Here is a 19911-nt window from a genome sequence, read left to right as displayed (position 1 = left end):
ACAATTAAGCTTAGCGTTAATCATAATTATCGGGAATAGATTTATGCAAAAGAATAACTCACTGACCATCGTTATCCGCAACGCGTTGGTTTGTGCTTTAGCACCTACAGCAGTGGTTGCATTCACAGCACAAGCTCAAGAAGACGTCGTACAAGATGACGTGATTGCCATGGAGACCATAACGGTCACCGCGCAAGCACTTAAAGTAGAAACCCCGGCAGCAGAAACGCCGCGCAGCGTATCTATCATTTCTGAAGATGAACTTCGTGTTCGTGCACCGAAAAAGCTAGATGAAGCATTACGCTACACGTCTGGTGTAACCGCTCAGCCTTATGGCGCAGACAACGACACTGATTGGTTCAAAGTTCGTGGATTTGATGCAGCGACTTACCTAAACGGCAACCGCCTATTCCGCGATGGTTACTACACATGGTTGGTCGAACCTTACGGCCTAGAAAGTGTAGAAGTCGTTAAAGGTCCATCGGCTATTCTGTTTGGTGAATCGGCACCAGGCGGTATCGTGAATGCTGTTCAGAAAAAACCAACGTTTACGCCTCAAGGCGAAGTAAAAGTCGAAGTTGGCAACAACCAACACCAATCCGTAGGTTTTGACATTGCTGACGAAGCAAACGACGCAGGCACTGTGCGCTATCGTTTGGTTGGCTTGATGACAAGCCAAGATGGTGAACTGGACGGAACAAACAACGAGCGTTTCTACCTAGCGCCAAGTGTCGAGTTCGACATTTCTGACCGTACAGTGCTGACCGTTTTGGCAACTTACCTTCATGATGACGGTGTACCAACTAACCCATTCTTCCCGGCAGCAGGTACTCTGATTGGTTCTAACTTTGGCAAAATCGATCCTTCGACTAACCTTGGTCAGCCAAACTACGATAAATACGAACGCACGCAGTTTTCTCTAGGTTACTTACTAGAGCACGACATCAATGACACGTGGTCACTCTCGCAAAACCTCAACTACGGTTCGAATGAGTTGTACTTGCGCAGCTCTTACGCGTTCTCAAACAACGATCCAGCGAAAGAAGAATTAACGCAAGGCATCGTATTCCGTGACGGAAAAAACCAGAGCATCACGTTCGATAACAATGCTGTCGGCAACTGGATGACAGACAACGCAGAGCACACAGTGCTTATCGGTATGGATCTGCAATTCCACAAAACCGATGGCGACGAGCAAGACAACTATGCATTTGGCACTATCAACCCGTGGAACCCAGTTTACGGCAACTTCACCCCTCTTGATCCTGCCAACAACGTGAAACGTGAGATTGAGAAATCTCAAGCAAGTCTCTATTCACAATACCAATTGAAACTGCATGAACAGTGGATTGGTAACATCGGTGCTCGTTACGACTGGGTGAAAACAGAAAACTCTGGCAAAGGCGCTACCGTTGATCAAAGTGAATCTCGTGATGATGGTCAGCTCTCTCTAAGTGCGGGTGTGATGTACCTTGCAAACAATGGCCTGTCACCTTACGTAAACTACTCTCAGTCGTTTGAAGTGATCAGCACTATTGATGCGGCAACCAATGAACTTTACAAACCGCTGGAAGGCGAGCAAGTAGAAGTGGGTGTAAAGTATGAGCCAAGCTTTATGGATGGCTTTATCAACCTTGCATGGTTCGACATCACGCAAAAGAACGCGTTGGTCACTAACCCATCAACATGGATTGCGACACAAACAGGTGAAGTGACATCTCAAGGTGTTGAGCTAGAAAGCACGGCGCAGCTAACCGACGATCTAAAACTGATGGCAAGCTACACCTACACTAAAGCGAAAACAGATGAGAGCTTTGGCCAAGGTAAAAAACAAGCCGCACTTATTCCTGAGCACCAAGCTTCTGCATGGGTAGACTACAGCGCCTACAGCCTGATTCCAGGCCTCAATATCGGTACTGGTGTGCGCTACGTAGGTGAGTCAAAAGATAACCCTAAGAGCTCGAACCTAACGGTTCCTTCAGTCACTCTTTGGGATGCGTCAGTCACTTACGACATCACTTCACAGTGGCAAGCACAGCTAAACGTGAACAACATCCTAGATAAAGAGTTTGTTTCAGGTTGCGATTACTGGTGTTACTACGGCCAGTCTCGCTCTGTTATGCTAAACGCAAACTACCGCTGGTAATTGTACTTCTACTCCCCTCTATTGAGGGGAGTTTTCTCCTAAGAGCCATCCATGTTTCAACTGTCTAATATTGAGATCGTGCGAGGTGGACGTCAGATCCTCGGCATCGAACAACTTAACATCCCAACAAATGAGCTAACGGTCGTTTTAGGCCATAACGGTTCAGGTAAGTCGACACTGGTGAACCTGCTTTCTGGTCAAATGTCGCCAGATAAAGGCACGGTAACACTAAACGATACTTCCCTTTCATCACTTAAAACCAAAGAGTTGGCAAAACAGATCGCCTATTTGCCACAAAAGCTGCCCTCTTCGGCTGGTTTAACGGTAGAAGAGCTAGTGCGCTTAGGTCGCTTTCCGTGGCGTGGGGCACTTGGTCGTTGGAAAACCGAAGACAAACAGATCATCACGCAGGCTATGGAACGAACAGGAGTTACACCTTTTGCTCAAGCTTTGGCGGATGACTTATCGGGCGGCGAGCGCCAACGCGCTTGGGTGTCTATGCTACTGGCTCAACAATCGCCAATTTTAATTCTCGATGAGCCAACCTCGGCGCTCGATGTTCACCATCAGTTTCAACTAATGGCGCTGCTGGCAGAACTGAATCGAACCGAGAATGTAGGCATTATCGTGATCCTGCACGATCTGAACTTAGCACTGCGCTACGCCACCCACATTGTTGCGCTCAAAAAAGGTAAGATTGCCTTTGAAGGCAACGCCGACATGTTGTTAGACGAGGCACGCCTTTCTAAACTATATGAGTCACCAATTAAGCTGATTGAACACCCAAGCCCGGCTAACACATTAGCGAGCCAAAAGGTGGCTGTTGTATGCGCATAATAGCTCGTTTACTTACTGTGGTTACACAATCTGCTTTTCTCCTCGCATTTTTTATGACCAATGCACATGCAGTCATCACCGTTACCGATGAATATGGTGAGCATAGTTTTGAGCACGCGCCACAACGCGTTGTAGCCTTAAACTGGGACATCTTAGAACAAGTTTTGGCGCTAAACGTAGAACCAATCGCAGCCCCAAATTTACCAGGCTACCGCCAATGGGTCGTCAATCCAACTGCACCAGAGTCAATTGAAGATATTGGAACCCGAGCAGAGCCCAACTTAGAAAAAATAGCCAGTTTGAAACCAGATGTCATCCTTGCTGCGTCTCCACAGCAAGACTTGATTCCGTTACTCAAACAAATTGCTCCGGTAATCTATTTACCTAATTTTTCTGAAAATGAGGCCGCAGCTGAAACGGCCATTCGTCACTTTCGTACGCTCAGCAAGCTATTCAATAAAGAGGCACTTGCTGAACAGAAACTGGCAGAATTAGATGCTTCATTTGCGCAGATGCGCCAGCGAATTCGCCACTATTACTCTGCTCCACTCAGCGTTCTTGTGATGCGATTTTCAACCCCGAATACTGTATTACTTGCAACCGAAAACTCCACCACTGACTACGTGGTTAGAAAACTGGGATTACAGGCTCCAATTAAAGAGGACCCACGTGCGTGGGGAGTAAAGCAAGATCGAATCAATCGGCTTCAGAGCCTTCAAAACAGCTACGTTCTCTACGTACAACCTTTCCCAGAAGAACGAAAACTGAAAGAGTCGCCACTTTGGCAAGCGATGCCGTTTGTGAAAAAGCAGCGGGTAAATTCAGTCAGAGCAGTGTGGGCGTATGGCGGTGCCATGTCTTTGCAATACACCGCTGAAGCGATTACCGACAGTCTAATAGAGTTGGCACCAGAACAATGAGAACGAAACATTATATTGGTTATCTGGCGCTGATTACGTTACTTAGCGTCTTTAGCCTACAAATTGATACTAATTTATCACTTTTCGAACAATGGCAATTATTAACAAAACCAGAGGTAGCAACCGAGTTTCGTGACGTATTCTTTACGCAAGCGCAGCTTCCTAGGTTAAGTATGACCCTGCTTGTTGGTGCCATGCTTGGGCTCACCGGCAGCTTAATGCAGCAATTAACGCAGAATAACCTCACCTCGCCGTTGACTCTTGGCACCTCTTCTGGTGCTTGGCTTGCATTAGTCGTGGTAAACATTTGGTTCGTCGATTGGGTAGCCGATTACTCTGCATTAGCCGCAATGGTGGGGGCTTTAGTGGCGTTTGGCCTGATCGTATCAATTGCAGGCGTGCGTAATATGACAGGTTTGCCGCTGGTCGTTTCGGGGATGGTGATCAATATCTTGCTTGGTTCTATCGCCACAGCCATTATTATTTTAAATGCCCAGTTCGCACAGAATATTTTTATGTGGGGAGCCGGAGACCTTTCTCAATACAGCTGGGATTGGTTTGAGTGGTTATTGCCTCGCTGCGCTATCGCAATCGTAATTTTGATCGTCGCACCACGTATTCTGACCTTAATGAAACTAGGACAAGAAGGCGCAGCAGCCCGAGGCTTAGCGGTATTACCCGCGTTTGGTGCGTTAATGGTGATGGGTATTTGGCTGGTATCTGCCTCAATCACCACAGTTGGTATTATCAGCTTCATCGGATTACTGACACCCAATATTGCCAGAGCGATGGGGGCAAGAACACCGCGCGACGAATTGATCAGCAGCATGCTTTTGGGCGCAATGCTACTAATCATCACAGACTCTGCCGCTATCTCGCTGAGCTTATGGTTAGAGGAAACCATTCCTAGCGGCGTAGCGGCTGCAGCTATTGGCGCTCCCGCTTTAATTTGGTTTACTCGTAAAAAGCTGACGGCAACCGATCAACTTAACCTTTCAATGAGCCAAGGAAAAACGGCGCTTTCTAAACGCGCGGTATGCAGCATTGCGCTATTCAGTCTGGTTGGGATTCTAGCTTACTCATTCGTTACCCATGGTATAAACGGAATTCAATGGTCTGTGCCAGGTGAGTTCCAATGGCAATTGCGTTGGCCGCGAATGTTAACCGCACTTTCTGTCGGTATTGCGCTATCCGTTGCCGGAATCATTTTGCAACGCATTGTTTATAACCCTCTGGCAAGTCCCGATATTCTCGGTGTGTCTTCCGGAGCCACGTTTGCCATTATTACGACAGGAGTCATCGCTGGGTCGCTTCTCTCCGCATTTAGCTGGGGTATCGCTTTTTTCGGAAGTATGTCCGTATTGATGTTATTGCTGATTATCGGTAAACGAAGCCATTTTAATCCATCTAACTTCGTGTTGTCCGGCATCGCACTAACGGCACTACTAGAAGCTCTTGTTCAATTTTCGCTAGCTCAAGGTTCTGGTGACAGTTACAAAATTTTATTGTGGTTAACTGGTTCAATTTATCGAGTCACAGCCGACACCGCACTGATGTTATGTTTGGCCATAATAGTTCTGCTTGCCGCTGTATTCTCGATTTCTCGTTGGCTAACACTAATTTCCATCGGGCGACAATTCTCAAATGCACGAGGGCTTAACCCTACCGTAGCCAATACGCTTATGCTCACCATCGTTGCTTTGTTATGCGCCTTTTCTACCGCTACAGTTGGTCCAATATCTTTTGTTGGCTTGGTCGCTCCCCATATGGCGATGATGTTAGGAGCAAGAAAAGTGAAAGAGCAACTGTGTGTCGGAGCCTTAATTGGCGCAACCCTAATGTTGTGGGCAGATTGGCTAGGACAAATCGCTATTTATCCAAGTCAGGTCGCAGCTGGCACGTTGGTCGCTATTATAGGCAGCACTTACTTCCTATTTTTAATGCTGAAGAGTAAATTCAGCTAAGTTGGGAATATTTTGACTGCCTAAAAATACGCTAAGAAACACAAACCCCGCTATTTTGATAGCGGGGTTTGAAATTAAAGGCGAAGTACGATGCTCTATTCTTCTCGCACTACAGGAAAACGTTGCTCATAAAGTTCCATAAAGTCCTTACGAATTAAATGCTCTAAGTGGTTCGCTTTATCCGTTGGGCAGAAAATCATCACGTGCAGAATTTGTTCGCCATTAATGTTACTAGAAATATGCATATGTGGCTCAGAACCAGGAAGGTCAACACCAGCATGTTTTTCAATCATCGCATTGTAACGATGTGCAACATCAGCAAAGTAACTGCAATGTTCTTCAATTTTATCAGTTAAAATCGGTAACAGTGGATACAAATTGACGAAGTCTTTCACCACTACAGAAAAGTTGTGGTAAACGTACCGCTTCATGAAGTTGAGGTTCTTTACTGGATAGGTAAAGAACATACTATTAGGCAATGTCGCTGTTTTGCCGGTGTAATGATATTGCCCGTGATGCAGGTCGATCTCTTGAATCACCGTCGCCATCATATTGTGCTCAATCACTTCACCACACAACTTTCCGACCTCAATCCAGTCTCCAACGCGAAAAGAACGCGAACTTGCTCTTTGAATCGAACCCGTAAAACACAAAATGATTTCTTTGGATGCCACTACAATGGCAACGGCAATCGCCGTTACACTCAGAGCAAACTCGTTAATTTCTGATTGCCATAAAATAAATAAAATCAGTAATGTAACAGCGAAGGTGCCATTTTTAGTTCTGGACATCCAACTACGCTGATCTTCTGAGAGAAAAGCGTGATCACCACGAATCATCGATAAAATTGCACGACGAATTAACCACATAATCGCAAAGATCAGTGCGGTAAAAATCAATTTATGAGTGAGAAGAAAATCGACAACTAACTGCACTTTCTCCATTCCACGGCTCCCTCGAATAAAAATACGGCCCAGTAACAGCTAACGATAACAAATTATTTTGTCTGTTGTCCGTGCTCACTCAAGTCTTTTTGAAATTACTCCTCTCTGAAGGCGCGATTCATGCTTTCTGTAATTGGCTTTATTAGGTAGCTCAATGGCGTTCGTGGCTCAGATAAAATAAGCACTTCGGCATTCATACCTGAGGTTAAACGATGTTTTGTCACATCTTCCGGTGAAATTGCAATTCTAGCGAGATAAAAATCTTCTTGGTTTTCTTGCGAGAGCTTATCGGCAGAAATCGTCAGCACTGTACCGTCTAAAGGTGCCAACGTCCGTGCATTCAGAGCGGTCAGACGAACATGCGCTTGCTGGCCTGGATTCACTAAATCAATATCCTGAGGATTAACACGAGCCTCGACTAACAACTTATCGTCTTGCGGGACCAGTTCTAGTAACGTTTCACCCGAGCCAATCACACCTTTTTCGGTAAACACTTGCATGTTGACTACGCGACCAGAAATAGGTGCGTTGATCGTTGTTCTTGCGACAATATCTTGAGCGGAGCGATATTCTTCCCGAATTGCGACAATTTCCGTTTTGGTATTTCGTAGTTCCTCGACAATCTCATTCAGCCTTTCAAGCTTCAACTCTTCAATTTGCGCTAGGTTCTCATCTAACTTTTTTCTAACGGTGAGCGATTGCCTGTCTAACTGGCTTAAGGTACTTCTCACCTCCGCTGCTAGGCGCTTGAGTTGAAGTAAAGTAGATTTTCCCGAGAAACCTTTTTGCACCAAGGCTTGGTTGCTGTCTATTTCTTCAGCAATAAAGTTGAGCCGTTCCGTCTCAATCACTTTGGTTTGCTGAAGGTTTTCAAGCTCTAAGTTTGCTCCGGAAATACTCTGCTCAATGATACTCAGTTTACTATCAAAGAATCGCTTTCTCGCTTCAAAGATCTTGTTTTGAACCAGTTGTGCTTCTTGGACGATATCGACACGGGGAATGCTCTCAAGATCATCAGACCATACAATCGTTGGAAGCTCATCAAGCTCCGCACTTAAACGGTTTTCCTTTGCTAGAGTATGGATAAAACGACCACTTAACGAATCCAACTTAGCCATAGCTTGACGCTTAGAAAGTTGAATTAATAACTGACCTTTTTCGACTAAATCCCCTTCCTGTACATATAGCTTTTCAATAATACCGCCTTCTAAATGCTGGATTTCTTGTCGCTTAGTGAGAACTGACAAATCACCATAAGCAATCGCTGCACTTTCTAATTTGGCTGTTGCAGCCCAGTAGCCAAGACCTCCAAGAAAAACACTTAAGGTCACCACACCGAGTAAAATTGGTTTTCGAAAGCTTAGTCTCGCTTTGGGGCTAAAACGATGTACGATCTCGGTAGAACTCTGATTAACGGTTGGCAGTTGATTGCTCATTTCTTACCCTTGGGATATCTGTTCTTTCTTCGCCCATCAAACGTTTTAATACTTCATCTTTAGCGCCGTATAACTTGACTCGGCCGTCAGCCAAATACAACAGCCTATCCATTTGTCGTAACGTACTCGGATTGTGGGCTATGACGATAATCGTTGTACTCTGTGCTTTTAAATGGGCAATCAAACGTTGATACGCAGCCTCTCCCTCACCATCGAGGTTGGCATTCGCTTCATCGAAAATCACAATAGATGGGTCGCCATAAACGGCTCTTGCAAGAGCGATTCTCTGCCTTTCCCCCCCAGATAAACCACGGCCATTTTCACCAATAATGCAATCATAGCCTTTGTTTTTCTTGAGTATTAATTCATGACATCCTGCTAGTTGCGCCGCCTTGATGACTTTAGCGGGGTCTTCTTCTTTAAAGCGCGCGATGTTCTCTCGAATTGTGCCAGGAAATAACTCCACCTCTTGAGCGAGATACCCAAAATGTACGCCGCGATCTTCAGATGCCCATACGGAGACTTCCATACCGTCAAGAGTCACTTTACCCGCTAATGGCTTAACCGTACCTAATAGCAGCCGAGCAAACGTCGATTTACCCGTACCAGAAGGGCCAATCACCCCAACAGCAACACCCGGAGGAATCGATAAGCTGAGCGATGAGAGCACTGGTTCAGTTGCTCCAGGGTGGCGATAGGCCAGTCCGGAAAGCTCATAGTGTCCTTTTGGTTTAGGCAGTGGCATATCTGATTCATCTTGGCGCACGATCGCATCGATTTCTTTCAACCTTTTATAGGCGCCTTTAGCAGACATCGCGCTTCGCCACGTGCCTATCGCCTGCTCCATCGGCGATAATGCCCGACTCATTAATATGGAGCTCGCGATCATCGCCCCTGCCGTTATCTCATGTTGGATAACTAACCATGCACCACCTCCCAGTAAAAATATCTGTAATGAGCCACGCACAAACTTAGAAAAGTTAGCCATGTAGATAGACTTACCTGCAACTCGCTCTTCAAGCACATTCACTTCACTCACGCGCGACTGCCACTTCTCTAAAAATGCATTCATCATCCCCATTGCGAGAATTGAATTGGAGTTTTGCGTGGCTAATTCTGCGTTGTTGATATGAGAAATCGCTCTGACTTCGCTCTCTTGCATTGTTTTACGCGTCATTAGCTCATTAAGTAGACCTAGGCTAAACAATACGATAGATCCAAGTAACGCGATGTGACCTAATATCGGGTGCAATAAATACACAAATAAAATAAACAGCGGTGTCCAGGGCACATCCAACAGTGGGTAAGGTGCTTGACTGCTCAAAAAGCTTTTGATGTTCTGAATGTCTCTCAGAGTTTGCGAGGTATAACTCTTCCCAGTATGTGATTGATATTGAATCGTGCGCTTGAGCATGAAAGCGGAGAGTTTTGTGTCCATCCAATAACCAAAAGATTTACTCATTTGTGCTCGTGCAATGTCGATGATGGACATGGTTAACAGCGCAACAATTACGATGACAGTGAGCAAGAATAAAGTATCGGTTGAGTAGGAAGATATCACTCGGTTGTACACTTGAAGCATGTACAACGGAATCGAGAGAACCAATAAGTTGATAAAAAGGCTAAAAACGATCAGCAAGCCCGCAAGCGTGCATAGTTTTTGTTTCACTTCTTTGAAAACCGTTTTTTGCACGACTACTTCCGTTTAACGTGAAAATTGTAGGCGCCAGAAATACTAGCGCCTAGCTTAAGGTAACCTCAAATCGCTCTAGAGTGTCCGATTAGTTCACCTCAGCATGGCAGAGCCACACAAACTAATTCCCATCCAGAGTTATTTTCAGTCGTTTAGATTACGAACAGATCTGCACCATAGGTGTTGATGTCAGTTTCAGTCACGCCAATAAGTTTCACTGTTAGATCAGCCCCATCGGTAAACACTGCATTCCCAACTGCATCGTAGCTAAAGCTTAAATCACCAAAGTCAGTGACAGAGTCGCTAATGATGTGCAAAGAGTCTTCACCTATGGTGAAATCAACAACTTTGGCTTCGCCATGGCCACCAAACTTATCCGTGAACACAAACTTATCGCCATTGCTGCCGCCAACTAAAACGTTGTCACCAGAACCAGCAACAAGAATATCTTCACCGACACCACCATTTAATTTATTGTCACCCAACAAACCCAACAGCAAGTCATTACCGGTACCACCGCCGAGGTAGTCGTTTCCTGTACCAGCCCTAAGGATGTCATCTCCAGCACCACCAGTTAGGCGATCGTCGCCGTCGCCGCCGATCACATAATCATTACCGCCACCGCCAACAAACGAGTCATTACCACCAAAACCGATAAACAAATCATCGCCGCCATCGAAATCAGCAAATTGGTTATTTACACCTGCATCGCCTAAATACGTGTCATTGTCACTTGCGCTCATTTTTATTCCCTCTTAGCTTATTAATTGAATAGACCTTCTGTTCCACGTCTGACTAGATTCGTCACGACATGAGAAGTCTAATAGTCAACTGAATAGGAATAAGTTTGAATATGGGATGATATTTCAGACTGACATTTTAATAATAAATATAAAATTTAGTACTTTATAGAGTATTTTCTTTTTATTACAGCAAGTTAATACTAGTACTACAGGTTTCTCTTAGCCCAACTTGTAGCTTGCGTACGGTTCTTTACTTCTAACTTTCTAAAAATATTGTATAGATGTGATTTAATAGTATGCTCGCTGATAAATAAAGAATCAGCGATTTCCATATTTGAACCACCTTCTTTCAACATTTTTAAAACCTGAACTTCACGCCGAGTAAGCTCAACCTCAATAGCAGGTTCGATAATGTTATTTGCTTCTCTACCTCGATAATAATTTACTAGCTGATCAAGTAATCTTCGAGACAGCCAATTATCCCCTTTTATTATTGCTTTTAATCCCTGACAAACCTTGTCCAATGAATCTCCTGGACCAAATATACCTTTTACATGAGGCCAAGAAGCGAGTTCTTCTGTGTCTAAGTCATAACCTAGATTAAGCATTATGGTTCCTAGCACTTTATTACTATCTTTTAAATAAACTAAAGTTTCGGAAGGAATCTCAACTGAAAAATCAACAAGCAAAAAGTAGCGTTCCGGAATGAGTTCATGATAACTAGGGTTTTTAGTATCAATGATCGTTATTTTAGTTTCTGTATTTTTAGAAAGCATTTCCTTAAAGTTTTCACTCTGTAAACTTTGTTGAGTGAGCATTAGGATTTCAGGCTTTTCCATATACTGTTCCATAATGTTTCTCATACTTTCAGTGACTTAACATTCTTAAATTAGTAGTTAATCGTCAGCACTTAGTTTGATATGTAAGTGCTAGTTCACAGAGTAAAGTTATTTGCTACTTTTTTAAATTCTAAAGTTATTAAAAAGAGAACCAAAAAAAGTGTTTCTCATAAAAGAAACACTTTTAACACATTCAGGTCACAGAAATTATTAAGAGTTTACTAAATTAGGCAACCTAATATTGCAATAGCATTACACCGTTAACGAGTTGTCTGAAATATTTTCCTTTGCCCAAATAAGTGCTTGAACTCTATTTTTCACATCAATCTTCTTGAAAATATTATGTAAATGCGTTTTTACCGTATTCTCGCTGACAAATAATTGTTCGGCGATTTGTTGATTGGACGCCCCCATGGAAAGAAAGGTAATTATTTGTTGCTCTCGTTTGGTCAGAATAGCGGAAACATTCTTATTTATAGGTTTGCAATGTCGACGAAGGTAAGTAATGTACTGCTGAGAAAACTTACGGCTGAACCACATATCTCCTTGAAGCACCTTACCAATACCAACTTGCAACGTTTTTATATCATCAGAGGTATAGAAAATACCGGCCAAAGTACGCCAAGCAAAGAGATCTTCTGTCGATATGGATTGCTCACAATTAATTAAGATTTCAAGCGTGTCTTTCTGCTTGGCCGCTTTAAACTCCGCATAACGGCGAAAAATTTCATCCGTGATCACGCTGCAATCAACAATAATGGCTGATGCAAGAGATTCATGTAACACTCCGTGAATCAGATTATCTGGCGTGATTAGAGCAACACTAATACCGAGTTTGGTCTCCAATACATCTTTCAACAGAGATGACTGTAGACTTCCCTCCGTGATTAAAATAACGTTTCTTTTTTTTTGCTGCTCCATCCTGATCGCATTCCCTTGGTCGTTTTTATTGAAATACGCAATAGATTTAGATAGAGCGGTAGTATTGTCAAGTATGAAAATCACTAGTACTAATTAATAACTCATTGAAGTGTCAATAATTTTTCAGTGGCAAGTATATGAGAGGTATTAGCATTTTTCAGACATTAAAAAAGGGAGTATAAACTCCCTTTTTGTGTTTGAGCAGGTGATTTAATCACGCACGTTAGAGGCAAAACACCACCTAACTTAGTGGATTGGAGCTGCGTTTTTTTGGTTAAACTTACCAAAGTGTTGTTCTAACACTTCTGGCGTCAGCTTACCTTCCGCTTCCAGCTTTTTCAGCTCAGCGACGATCGCTTTTTGCTCTTCTAGCGACGGCAGTTTTACTTCTGGCTCCTGAGCGGTTTCTTGAGAAATTTGCTCTAGTTCTTTTTCGAAGTCATTCATAGTACTTACCTAAAATTAATGATTGAACTTTTAAACTTCGCCTATTCTATCCAACTCTATAACTTGAAGCTACCAACCATCTTGTCTAAACGAGAAGAGAGCGCTTGAAGATCGCGACTTGCATCCGCCAACTCTTCTGCTGTCGCGGTTGTCATTTCATTTATCGCGTTGATTTCTTCGATATTTTGATTAATGGTATGCACCACCGTGGATTGCTCTTCCGTCGCCGTTGCAACTTGTGTATTACGATCAGAGATGTCGGTGATTCGTTCAGAAATACTGATTAATACCTCGACTGCTTCATCGGTAGAAGTAACCCCTTCTATGGTGACCGCTTTGCCCGCTTCCATAGCACTTACCGCGTCTTGTGCGTCACTTTGAAGCTGATTGATCATGCGCTGAATCTCTTCTGTAGAATCAGCCGTGCGTGAAGCTAGGTTTCTTACCTCATCAGCAACAACCGCAAAACCACGTCCCTGCTCACCAGCACGAGCAGCTTCAATTGCAGCGTTTAGCGCAAGTAAATTCGTTTGCTCAGAGATGTCACGAATTACACCCAGAATCGAGCCAATATCTTTGGTTGTCGATGCCAACTGCGTAACAACAATATTGGTTGTTTCAACATCATCGGCTAGGCGGCTGATCACCTCTTTTGCTTTCATCACAACTTCTCGACCAGTTTGAGTGTTATCTGAAGCCTGATTTGCCGTATCAGCAGCGGTAGCCGCGTTTGATGCAATTTCACTGATGGTCGCACCCATTTGGTTGATAGCTGCAACTACTTGAATGGTTTGATCACGCTGCTCTTGGCTGTTGTCGTGTGTGGATGTTGCTTTCGTTGACACACTTTCTGCCGCTTGACTTAATGAGCCACTGGTTAAAGCAACCTCTTTCATCGTGGCATGAATCTTCTCAATAAATCCATTAAAGCCTTTTGAAAGCTGAGCAATTTCATCATTACCCTTAATTTCAATACGCTGCGCCAAATCGCCTTCACCTTGCCCAAGGTCGGTAAAACGATCGGCAATCAGTCGGATTGGTTTCGTAATGCTGTTTGCTAACCATACGCCCATGAGGATGAATACAACGGCAACAATGATGGTCGTAAACAGCATTTTTTTAGCTGTCGCATTCAGGTCTGCGAATACTTCATCAACGGGAACCACGCCAATAACAAACCAGTTCATTGAAGGAACATACAAACTAGAAACAAAAGTATCCTGCCCTTCAAACTCCACATTAATTAGGTTGAAGCTATTTTTGTTCAACAGCGCACTTGCGTCACTACCAAATAGTTTAGTGATAGAAGTTTGGTTCTTACCTTGTTGGCGGTGTATTTGAATCTGGCCTTGTTCATTAGTGAGGAACACGTAACCCGTATCTTCAATTTTAAACCCATTGAGCAAAGCAACCATATCTCCCATAGATTTAGAGAGACCTGACATTGATGTACCATTAAGATCTTGGAAATTGGCAAACATTTTCACTTCGCCATTTGCCTCTTGGAACACACTCACGGACGTTTCTTGACCAGACGACGTAAATCCAAAGAACCAAGCATCTTGCGTTCGGTTAAGTTGACGTAAGAATCCGTTTTGATTCCAGTAATATGCCGTTTGACGATTTGCTACCGACGCATCATTAAGACCATACTGTGATTTAACGTTATTGAGCTGCTGAACCAACTGAACTTCTACTGACGGATCACGGTCTGTATTAGATAGGGCTTCAACAATAAATTCGTTTGTAGCCAGCTGTTTTGCCGCTTGTTGCATTTCGACAACTTCGCGGTCAATTTCGGTATTGATTTGCTGCAACATCGCAGGTAGCTCGATGTCAATAAGACGATGGCTCAATACATCTCTCGCATGACGCTGAGCCATAACACCAACAATGATTGTTGATGCTAGAACAGCAAACGTAATGCCAAGTACAACCTTCTGTTTGATGCTCAAGGAATGAAGTTTCAACATATTCGGACCTTTTAAAAGAATCACTTGTTATTGGCCCCACAAGGGGAATCAGGTGCATATCTCATGACACGCACACCACGGAATCTTTATCGGCTCATATGTACAAAACTAGAGGCATTTCTCATTATATTATGAAAAATAAATGTAACACACTGTCAAATAAGCACTTTCAGAGATAGCACGTACTTGCAATTCTCTGTAGCGTCCCAATATTGAAAAGATAAATTGCAATAGAGCGTTGGAACTTTTTTCACATGGAAAATGACCAATACTCAACACGAAAATCACATGGATACCGAGAGTCCAAAGCATGCATAAATCTAACTTCGAAACTCTTCAGCAATACTTAGAGTCGCAGATCATCGGACAGCAAGATCTGGTAAAGCAACTGCTTGTTGCGCTTCTTGCGGATGGGCATATTTTAGTTGAAGGCCCTCCTGGGTTAGCAAAAACCCGTGCAGTAAAATCACTCTCAGACTGTGTTGAAGGCGACTTCCACCGCATTCAGTTCACCCCTGATTTGCTGCCAGCCGATTTAACCGGCACCGATATCTTCCGTCCCGAAACCGGAGAATTCACTTTCCAATCAGGTCCTATCTTCAACTCGCTTATTCTTGCGGATGAGATAAACCGTGCACCAGCCAAAGTACAAGCGGCAATGCTTGAAGCAATGGCAGAGAAACAAGTCACAGCAGGTCGTCATACCTACCCGCTGCCAGAGTTGTTTTTGGTTATGGCAACTCAAAACCCGATAGAGCAAGAAGGGACCTACCCCCTTCCTGAAGCGCAGCTAGACCGCTTTTTATTGCATTTAGAAGTGGAATACCCAGATGCGGAGCATGAGCTATCTATCTTGCGTATTAACCGCGGAGAAGCAAAAGGCGAAGCAAAGGTTGAACGCCCAATGTTAAGCCAACAAGATATATTCACCGCACGTAAAGAAGTGTTGGATATTCATATGGCAGAAACGATAGAGCAGTACATCGTCCGTTTAGTTATGGCGACACGTCAAGCCAACAAATATGACACTGAGTTGGACAAATGGTTGTCAATGGGTGTGAGTCCGCGTGCTACCATCGCTCTTGATCGCTGTGCACGTGCGCACGCTTGGCTTGCTGGTCGTGATTTTGTCTCTCCGGAAGATGTTCAAACCATGGCTTATCCGGTACTGCGCCACCGTTTATTATTGAGTTACCACGCTCAAGCTGAAGGCATTACGGCAAACCAGGTCATCGATAAACTGCTAAACCTTGTTGGCAGTGCATAAACGAGTGAGTGATATGTCCGCTACACATTCATTACCACCTCATGCGAATGGGGTGACATTAACCCTTGAAGAGCTGCTCCAATATCGCACTCAATCTGTACGTTGGTTACCACCAGCACAGAGTCTCTGGTCGCAGATGAGTGGTAACCATACCAGTCGCCAAAAAGGGCGAGGTATGGATTTTATGGAGGTGCGCCAATATCAACCTGGCGACGATATTCGCAGCATTGATTGGCGAGTCACCGCTAGGACCGGTAAAGCACATACGAAGTTGTTTGCAGAAGATAAAGAGCAAGCGGTCATTCTTTATCTTGATCTAAGTTCTAGTCTACATTTTGGATCTAAGTATGTACTCAAATCCGTTCAATTGGCCCACTTTGCCAGTGTTCTAATTTGGCTAACTCTAGCTAAAAAAGATCGCATCGGCGCAGTGATTGATGACGGACATCAATGTCTTGAATTTCGCCCCTCTTCTTTACAAAGACAAGGGCTGCGGATTCTTAACGCCATAGTCGACATACATAATGCGCAAGTAACTCGTACTGCAAGCAACGACACTCGTACACTGCCGTATGCACAAGTATTGGAGACACTTCATACGCTCACCCCAAAAGGCAGCGAATTGATTATGCTCAGTGATTTTGCCCACGTAATACCAACGGAACTGGCACAACTACGTCGACTCAAACAACACAATAGCGTAAGGGCTGTTCAGTTTTATGATCCGTTAGAAAGAGGCGAAACAGACTTTAGAGGTCAAGTGAAAGCTTCGGATGGGCTGCATAGTCAATGGTTTAACTTTGGCTCTAAAGGACAACGAAGAGAACTCGAAAGCCATTTTACCCAACATCAAGAAACCATTAAGCAGCAATGCCATTCAATAGCAATTCCATTTAACACGCTATCAAGTGGCTGGCCCTTAATTTCACAATTAAGCTAACAAACTGACAAGCAGTACTTATTAAGCAGTAATAATAATGACAACAAACAACCAAAGCCTAGACCTTGAACCTTTGATTTTGCCAAACGCACCGGATTGGTTTCCGCTCGCTTGGGGATGGTGGGTGGTGCTTGCAGCCACCTTGCTCTTCGTTTTCGGCATTTGTCTTTATGTGAGATGGCGTAAAAAACACTTACGCGCAAAAAAGACAGCATTAACACTTTTAACTCAACCTACCGCGCCTCATACCCCCTCTTCTGCTCTGGAAATATTGCGCCAGGCAGCATTGAGTTACTTTCCGCGTGAAGAGATCGCACCATTAACCGGAATCGCTTGGTATGAATTTCTCGATAGCCATACCAAAGAAAGTCGATTCGTAGACAAACAACATCAGTGGCAAGAAGCGTTGTATCAGAATTCTTCCCAAGGGCAGCATCAAAGCTTGGTAGACGATTGTGTCTTTTGGATAACCTACGCTTTGCCACCAAAGAAAAAGGCAAATAACCGTGACTGAGCAAACACTCATAACCGATCTTGCCCAATGGCTAAACATTGAATTTGTCTGGTGGTGGGCACTGTTTTTGTTGCCCATCCCCTGGCTGGTATACAAGTTTCTGCCACAAGAATCTCAACAAGCCGAGATCAAATTGGCGTACTTACCAACTAATGAGAATCGCAGCAAGCCTAAGCAAGCGCTGCAAAAAGCACTTTCAATCGCGATCTGGGGCCTTCTTGTCGTCGCTTGTGCGCGTCCAGTTTGGTTTGGTGATCCCGTTGAATTCCAACCCAAATATCGGGACTTGATGTTAGTCGTCGATCTGTCCGGTTCGATGCAGCAGGAAGACATGGAACTCAACGGCGAATATATCGATCGCCTCACAGCAGTCAAAAAAGTTCTGTCTGATTTCGTAGCAAAGAGAAAAGGTGACCGTCTCGGAGTTGTTTTGTTTGGCGACCATGCTTATTTGCAAACACCACTCACTGCAGACCGAAAAAGCGTCATGCAACAGATTAATCAAACCGTCATCGGTTTGGTTGGTCAACGAACCGCCATTGGTGATGGTATTGGTTTAGGCACAAAAACCTTTGTAGACAGTGATGCTCCCCAACGAGTCATGATTTTGCTCAGTGACGGCAGCAATACTGCAGGGGTGCTCGAGCCGCTAAAAGCAGCGGAAATTGCGAAAAAATACAACGCCACTATTTACACCGTGGGCGTGGGCGCTGGTGAAATGATGGTGAAAGAGTTTTTCATGACTCGCAAAGTCAACACCGCAGCCGACTTAGATGAACAAACACTGACTAAAGTGGCAGAGGTGACAGGTGGACAATATTTTCGAGCGCGAGATACGGAAGAGCTCGAAAAGATTTATGACACCATCAACCAGCTAGAACCCGTATCTAGCGACACACAAACTTGGCGCCCACAGTCTGAATGGTTTCCATATCCATTAAGCGCTGCATTTGTATTATCGGTATTGTTATTCCTATTAAGGAGAAAACATGGCTGAGTTTATTTTCCTCAATCCTTATTGGCTTTTGGGGCTCATCGTGATCCCTATTGCACTCTTGCTTAATCACAAATTTAGAGCCCAAAAGTCCACACTGATTGCCCCTCACCTATCGCGGATGCTCGGACAAAACACGCAGTCTAAGCATTACTTCACTCTATGGGGTTTAGCTTGGGCAATAACTTGCATTTCATTAGCGGGGCCAAGCTGGCGGTCCAATGCTCGACCAAGCTTTGAGTTAAACCAAAACCGTATCTTGGTGCTTGATATGTCTCGCTCTATGTTTGCTACAGACATCAAACCCAATCGGCTAGCACAAACACGTTATAAGGCGCTCGATTTGCTGCCTAAATGGAAAGAGGGAGCCACTGGACTTATTGCTTACGCTGGCGATGCCTATAACTTAAGTCCACTGACAACTGATTCCAGCACGCTTGCGGGGATTATCGAAAATTTGTCACCAGAGCTGATGCCTTTTCAAGGAGCAAACCTGCCTGCCGCGATTGAACTGGCGATCAACCAGTTTTCTCAAGCCGGCACGCAACAAGGCGATATCATCGTGTTAGCGGATGATCTTGATACGTCAGAGCTGTCTCGCGCGTTAGATTTAGTCCAAGGTACAAAGTTTCGCATTTCTGTTCTTGCCGTCGGGACTCCTAACGGTGCGCCTATCGCGCTGCCCGATGGCTCTCTGCTAAAAACGGCACAAGGCACAACCGTCGTAGCGAAAACAAACCTGAAAAACCTACAGACGCTAGCGAATAAAACTGGCGGCCTATTTGTTCCTATTCAGCACACCAACCGTGATGTTGAAAATATCGCGGCCTTTACTAATAACATTGGTAGCCAGCTTTCTGCGACCCAAAGCGAAGAAGTTAAAACTGATTCTCGCCTCAACAGTGGCTTTTGGTTACTGCCGTTGTTACTTATTCCTGCGGCTTTACTGTTTCGACGCGGCCTGATTTGGGTGGTAGTTGCGACTGTAGTCCCAGTAACGTGGACACCGCATGCAGAAGCTAATCCGTTCTTAAATGCCGACCAACAAGGAGCGGAACTATACAAGCAAGGTGAGTATGAACAGGCGCAAAACCTATTTACAAACCCAAGCTGGAAAGGAGCCTCCAGTTATCAAAAAGGTGACTACGAAGCCGCTATCGAAGCATTTTCTCATGATGCCTCCCTTAACGGCCGCTATAACCTCGCCAACTCGCTCGCTCAAAATGGTCAATTAGAAGATGCGGCTGATTTGTATAAAAAACTGCTAGAGGAAAAGCCTAACTTTGAAGCCGCGAAGAAAAACCTATCGGTTGTAGAAGAAAAGCTAAAACAG

17 protein-coding genes are annotated in these 19911 nt (G+C 44.3%); 9 read left to right on the top strand and 8 right to left on the bottom strand.

Features of this window, described 5'->3' with window-relative positions:
* Positions 1-43: 43 nt before the first annotated feature.
* The 4 genes from R7P74_RS11260 to fhuB are packed head-to-tail and all read left to right on the top strand — an operon-like array spanning position 44 to position 5867.
* Positions 44-2146, top strand: a complete 2103-nt coding sequence (locus tag R7P74_RS11260; protein WP_318122853.1) for a TonB-dependent siderophore receptor — start codon at positions 44-46, stop codon at positions 2144-2146.
* A 51-nt stretch (positions 2147-2197) separates the two neighbouring features.
* Entirely contained in the window at positions 2198-2983 is a 786-nt protein-coding gene (locus R7P74_RS11255; RefSeq protein WP_005375174.1) for an ABC transporter ATP-binding protein, read from the top strand.
* Positions 2974-3903: an iron-siderophore ABC transporter substrate-binding protein gene (locus R7P74_RS11250; protein WP_154203993.1), complete on the top strand. Its 930-nt coding sequence runs from the start codon at positions 2974-2976 to the stop codon at positions 3901-3903. Before R7P74_RS11255 ends, R7P74_RS11250 begins: the two co-directional genes overlap by 10 nt.
* Complete coding sequence (fhuB, locus tag R7P74_RS11245; protein WP_258480828.1) at positions 3900-5867, top strand: Fe(3+)-hydroxamate ABC transporter permease FhuB; 1968 nt, start codon at positions 3900-3902, stop codon at positions 5865-5867. Before R7P74_RS11250 ends, fhuB begins: the two co-directional genes overlap by 4 nt.
* Positions 5868-5962: 95 nt before the next feature.
* Here the strand turns inward: fhuB and R7P74_RS11240 are convergent, their stop codons facing one another.
* From R7P74_RS11240 to R7P74_RS11205, 8 genes are all read right to left on the bottom strand, one after another.
* On the bottom strand, positions 5963-6811 hold the full coding sequence (locus R7P74_RS11240) for a mechanosensitive ion channel family protein (protein ID WP_005375171.1): 849 nt from the start codon (positions 6809-6811) through the stop codon (positions 5963-5965).
* 95 nt (positions 6812-6906) lie between these two features.
* Positions 6907-8247 carry an HlyD family type I secretion periplasmic adaptor subunit gene (locus tag R7P74_RS11235; RefSeq protein ID WP_318122852.1) on the bottom strand — a complete coding sequence of 447 codons (1341 nt, stop codon included), beginning with the start codon at positions 8245-8247 and terminating at the stop codon, positions 6907-6909.
* A complete protein-coding gene (locus R7P74_RS11230) occupies positions 8222-9940 on the bottom strand; it encodes a type I secretion system permease/ATPase (protein WP_318122851.1) in 1719 nt (572 codons plus the stop codon). The genes R7P74_RS11235 and R7P74_RS11230 overlap by 26 nt, the downstream gene beginning before the upstream one ends.
* 152 nt (positions 9941-10092) lie before the next feature.
* Positions 10093-10683, bottom strand: a complete 591-nt coding sequence (locus tag R7P74_RS11225) for a calcium-binding protein (RefSeq protein WP_005375168.1) — start codon at positions 10681-10683, stop codon at positions 10093-10095.
* 206 nt (positions 10684-10889) lie between these two features.
* Complete coding sequence (locus tag R7P74_RS11220; RefSeq protein WP_318122850.1) at positions 10890-11546, bottom strand: LuxR C-terminal-related transcriptional regulator; 657 nt, start codon at positions 11544-11546, stop codon at positions 10890-10892.
* 228 nt (positions 11547-11774) lie between these two features.
* Positions 11775-12443 carry a LuxR C-terminal-related transcriptional regulator gene (locus R7P74_RS11215; protein WP_021707603.1) on the bottom strand — a complete coding sequence of 223 codons (669 nt, stop codon included), beginning with the start codon at positions 12441-12443 and terminating at the stop codon, positions 11775-11777.
* 246 nt (positions 12444-12689) lie between these two features.
* The gene (locus R7P74_RS11210) at positions 12690-12890 is read right to left on the bottom strand and encodes a restriction endonuclease subunit S (RefSeq protein ID WP_213886476.1); all 201 of its coding nucleotides are present in this window, start codon (positions 12888-12890) and stop codon (positions 12690-12692) included.
* 56 nt (positions 12891-12946) lie between these two features.
* The gene (locus R7P74_RS11205) at positions 12947-14863 is read right to left on the bottom strand and encodes a methyl-accepting chemotaxis protein (RefSeq protein WP_017821859.1); all 1917 of its coding nucleotides are present in this window, start codon (positions 14861-14863) and stop codon (positions 12947-12949) included.
* A 310-nt stretch (positions 14864-15173) separates the two neighbouring features.
* Here R7P74_RS11205 and R7P74_RS11200 point away from each other — a divergent pair, with 310 nt between their 5' ends.
* The 5 genes from R7P74_RS11200 to R7P74_RS11180 form a co-directional block, all read left to right on the top strand.
* Positions 15174-16130 carry an AAA family ATPase gene (locus tag R7P74_RS11200; protein ID WP_017635415.1) on the top strand — a complete coding sequence of 319 codons (957 nt, stop codon included), beginning with the start codon at positions 15174-15176 and terminating at the stop codon, positions 16128-16130.
* A 13-nt stretch (positions 16131-16143) separates the two neighbouring features.
* On the top strand, positions 16144-17070 hold the full coding sequence (locus tag R7P74_RS11195; protein WP_017821861.1) for a DUF58 domain-containing protein: 927 nt from the start codon (positions 16144-16146) through the stop codon (positions 17068-17070).
* A gap of 37 nt (positions 17071-17107) precedes the next feature.
* Complete coding sequence (locus R7P74_RS11190) at positions 17108-17584, top strand: DUF4381 domain-containing protein (protein ID WP_017821862.1); 477 nt, start codon at positions 17108-17110, stop codon at positions 17582-17584.
* A complete protein-coding gene (locus R7P74_RS11185) occupies positions 17577-18581 on the top strand; it encodes a vWA domain-containing protein (RefSeq protein WP_318122849.1) in 1005 nt (334 codons plus the stop codon). Before R7P74_RS11190 ends, R7P74_RS11185 begins: the two co-directional genes overlap by 8 nt.
* A partial coding sequence (locus R7P74_RS11180) for a VWA domain-containing protein (RefSeq protein WP_318122848.1) occupies positions 18574-19911 on the top strand: 1338 nt, incomplete at its 3' end. The genes R7P74_RS11185 and R7P74_RS11180, both read left to right, overlap by 8 nt.

The sequence above is a fragment of the Vibrio sp. 2033 genome, assembly GCF_033339735.1.
Note: the sequence above shows the minus strand (reverse complement) of the source record. Positions and strands in the feature narration are given on the sequence as shown.

Bases quoted from the DNA above. Each gene is read 5' to 3' on its own strand.
- R7P74_RS11260 (WP_318122853.1), top strand. From the start codon at position 44: ATGCAAAAGAATAACTCACTGACCATCGTTATCCGCAACGCGTTGGTT.
- R7P74_RS11255 (WP_005375174.1), top strand. From the start codon at position 2,198: ATGTTTCAACTGTCTAATATTGAGATCGTGCGAGGTGGACGTCAGATC.
- R7P74_RS11250 (WP_154203993.1), top strand. From the start codon at position 2,974: ATGCGCATAATAGCTCGTTTACTTACTGTGGTTACACAATCTGCTTTT.
- fhuB (WP_258480828.1), top strand. From the start codon at position 3,900: ATGAGAACGAAACATTATATTGGTTATCTGGCGCTGATTACGTTACTT.
- R7P74_RS11240 (WP_005375171.1), bottom strand. From the start codon at position 6,811: ATGGAGAAAGTGCAGTTAGTTGTCGATTTTCTTCTCACTCATAAATTG.
- R7P74_RS11235 (WP_318122852.1), bottom strand. From the start codon at position 8,247: ATGAGCAATCAACTGCCAACCGTTAATCAGAGTTCTACCGAGATCGTA.
- R7P74_RS11225 (WP_005375168.1), bottom strand. From the start codon at position 10,683: ATGAGCGCAAGTGACAATGACACGTATTTAGGCGATGCAGGTGTAAAT.
- R7P74_RS11220 (WP_318122850.1), bottom strand. From the start codon at position 11,546: ATGAGAAACATTATGGAACAGTATATGGAAAAGCCTGAAATCCTAATG.
- R7P74_RS11215 (WP_021707603.1), bottom strand. From the start codon at position 12,443: ATGGAGCAGCAAAAAAAAAGAAACGTTATTTTAATCACGGAGGGAAGT.
- R7P74_RS11210 (WP_213886476.1), bottom strand. From the start codon at position 12,890: ATGAATGACTTCGAAAAAGAACTAGAGCAAATTTCTCAAGAAACCGCT.
- R7P74_RS11205 (WP_017821859.1), bottom strand. From the start codon at position 14,863: ATGTTGAAACTTCATTCCTTGAGCATCAAACAGAAGGTTGTACTTGGC.
- R7P74_RS11200 (WP_017635415.1), top strand. From the start codon at position 15,174: ATGCATAAATCTAACTTCGAAACTCTTCAGCAATACTTAGAGTCGCAG.
- R7P74_RS11195 (WP_017821861.1), top strand. From the start codon at position 16,144: ATGTCCGCTACACATTCATTACCACCTCATGCGAATGGGGTGACATTA.
- R7P74_RS11190 (WP_017821862.1), top strand. From the start codon at position 17,108: ATGACAACAAACAACCAAAGCCTAGACCTTGAACCTTTGATTTTGCCA.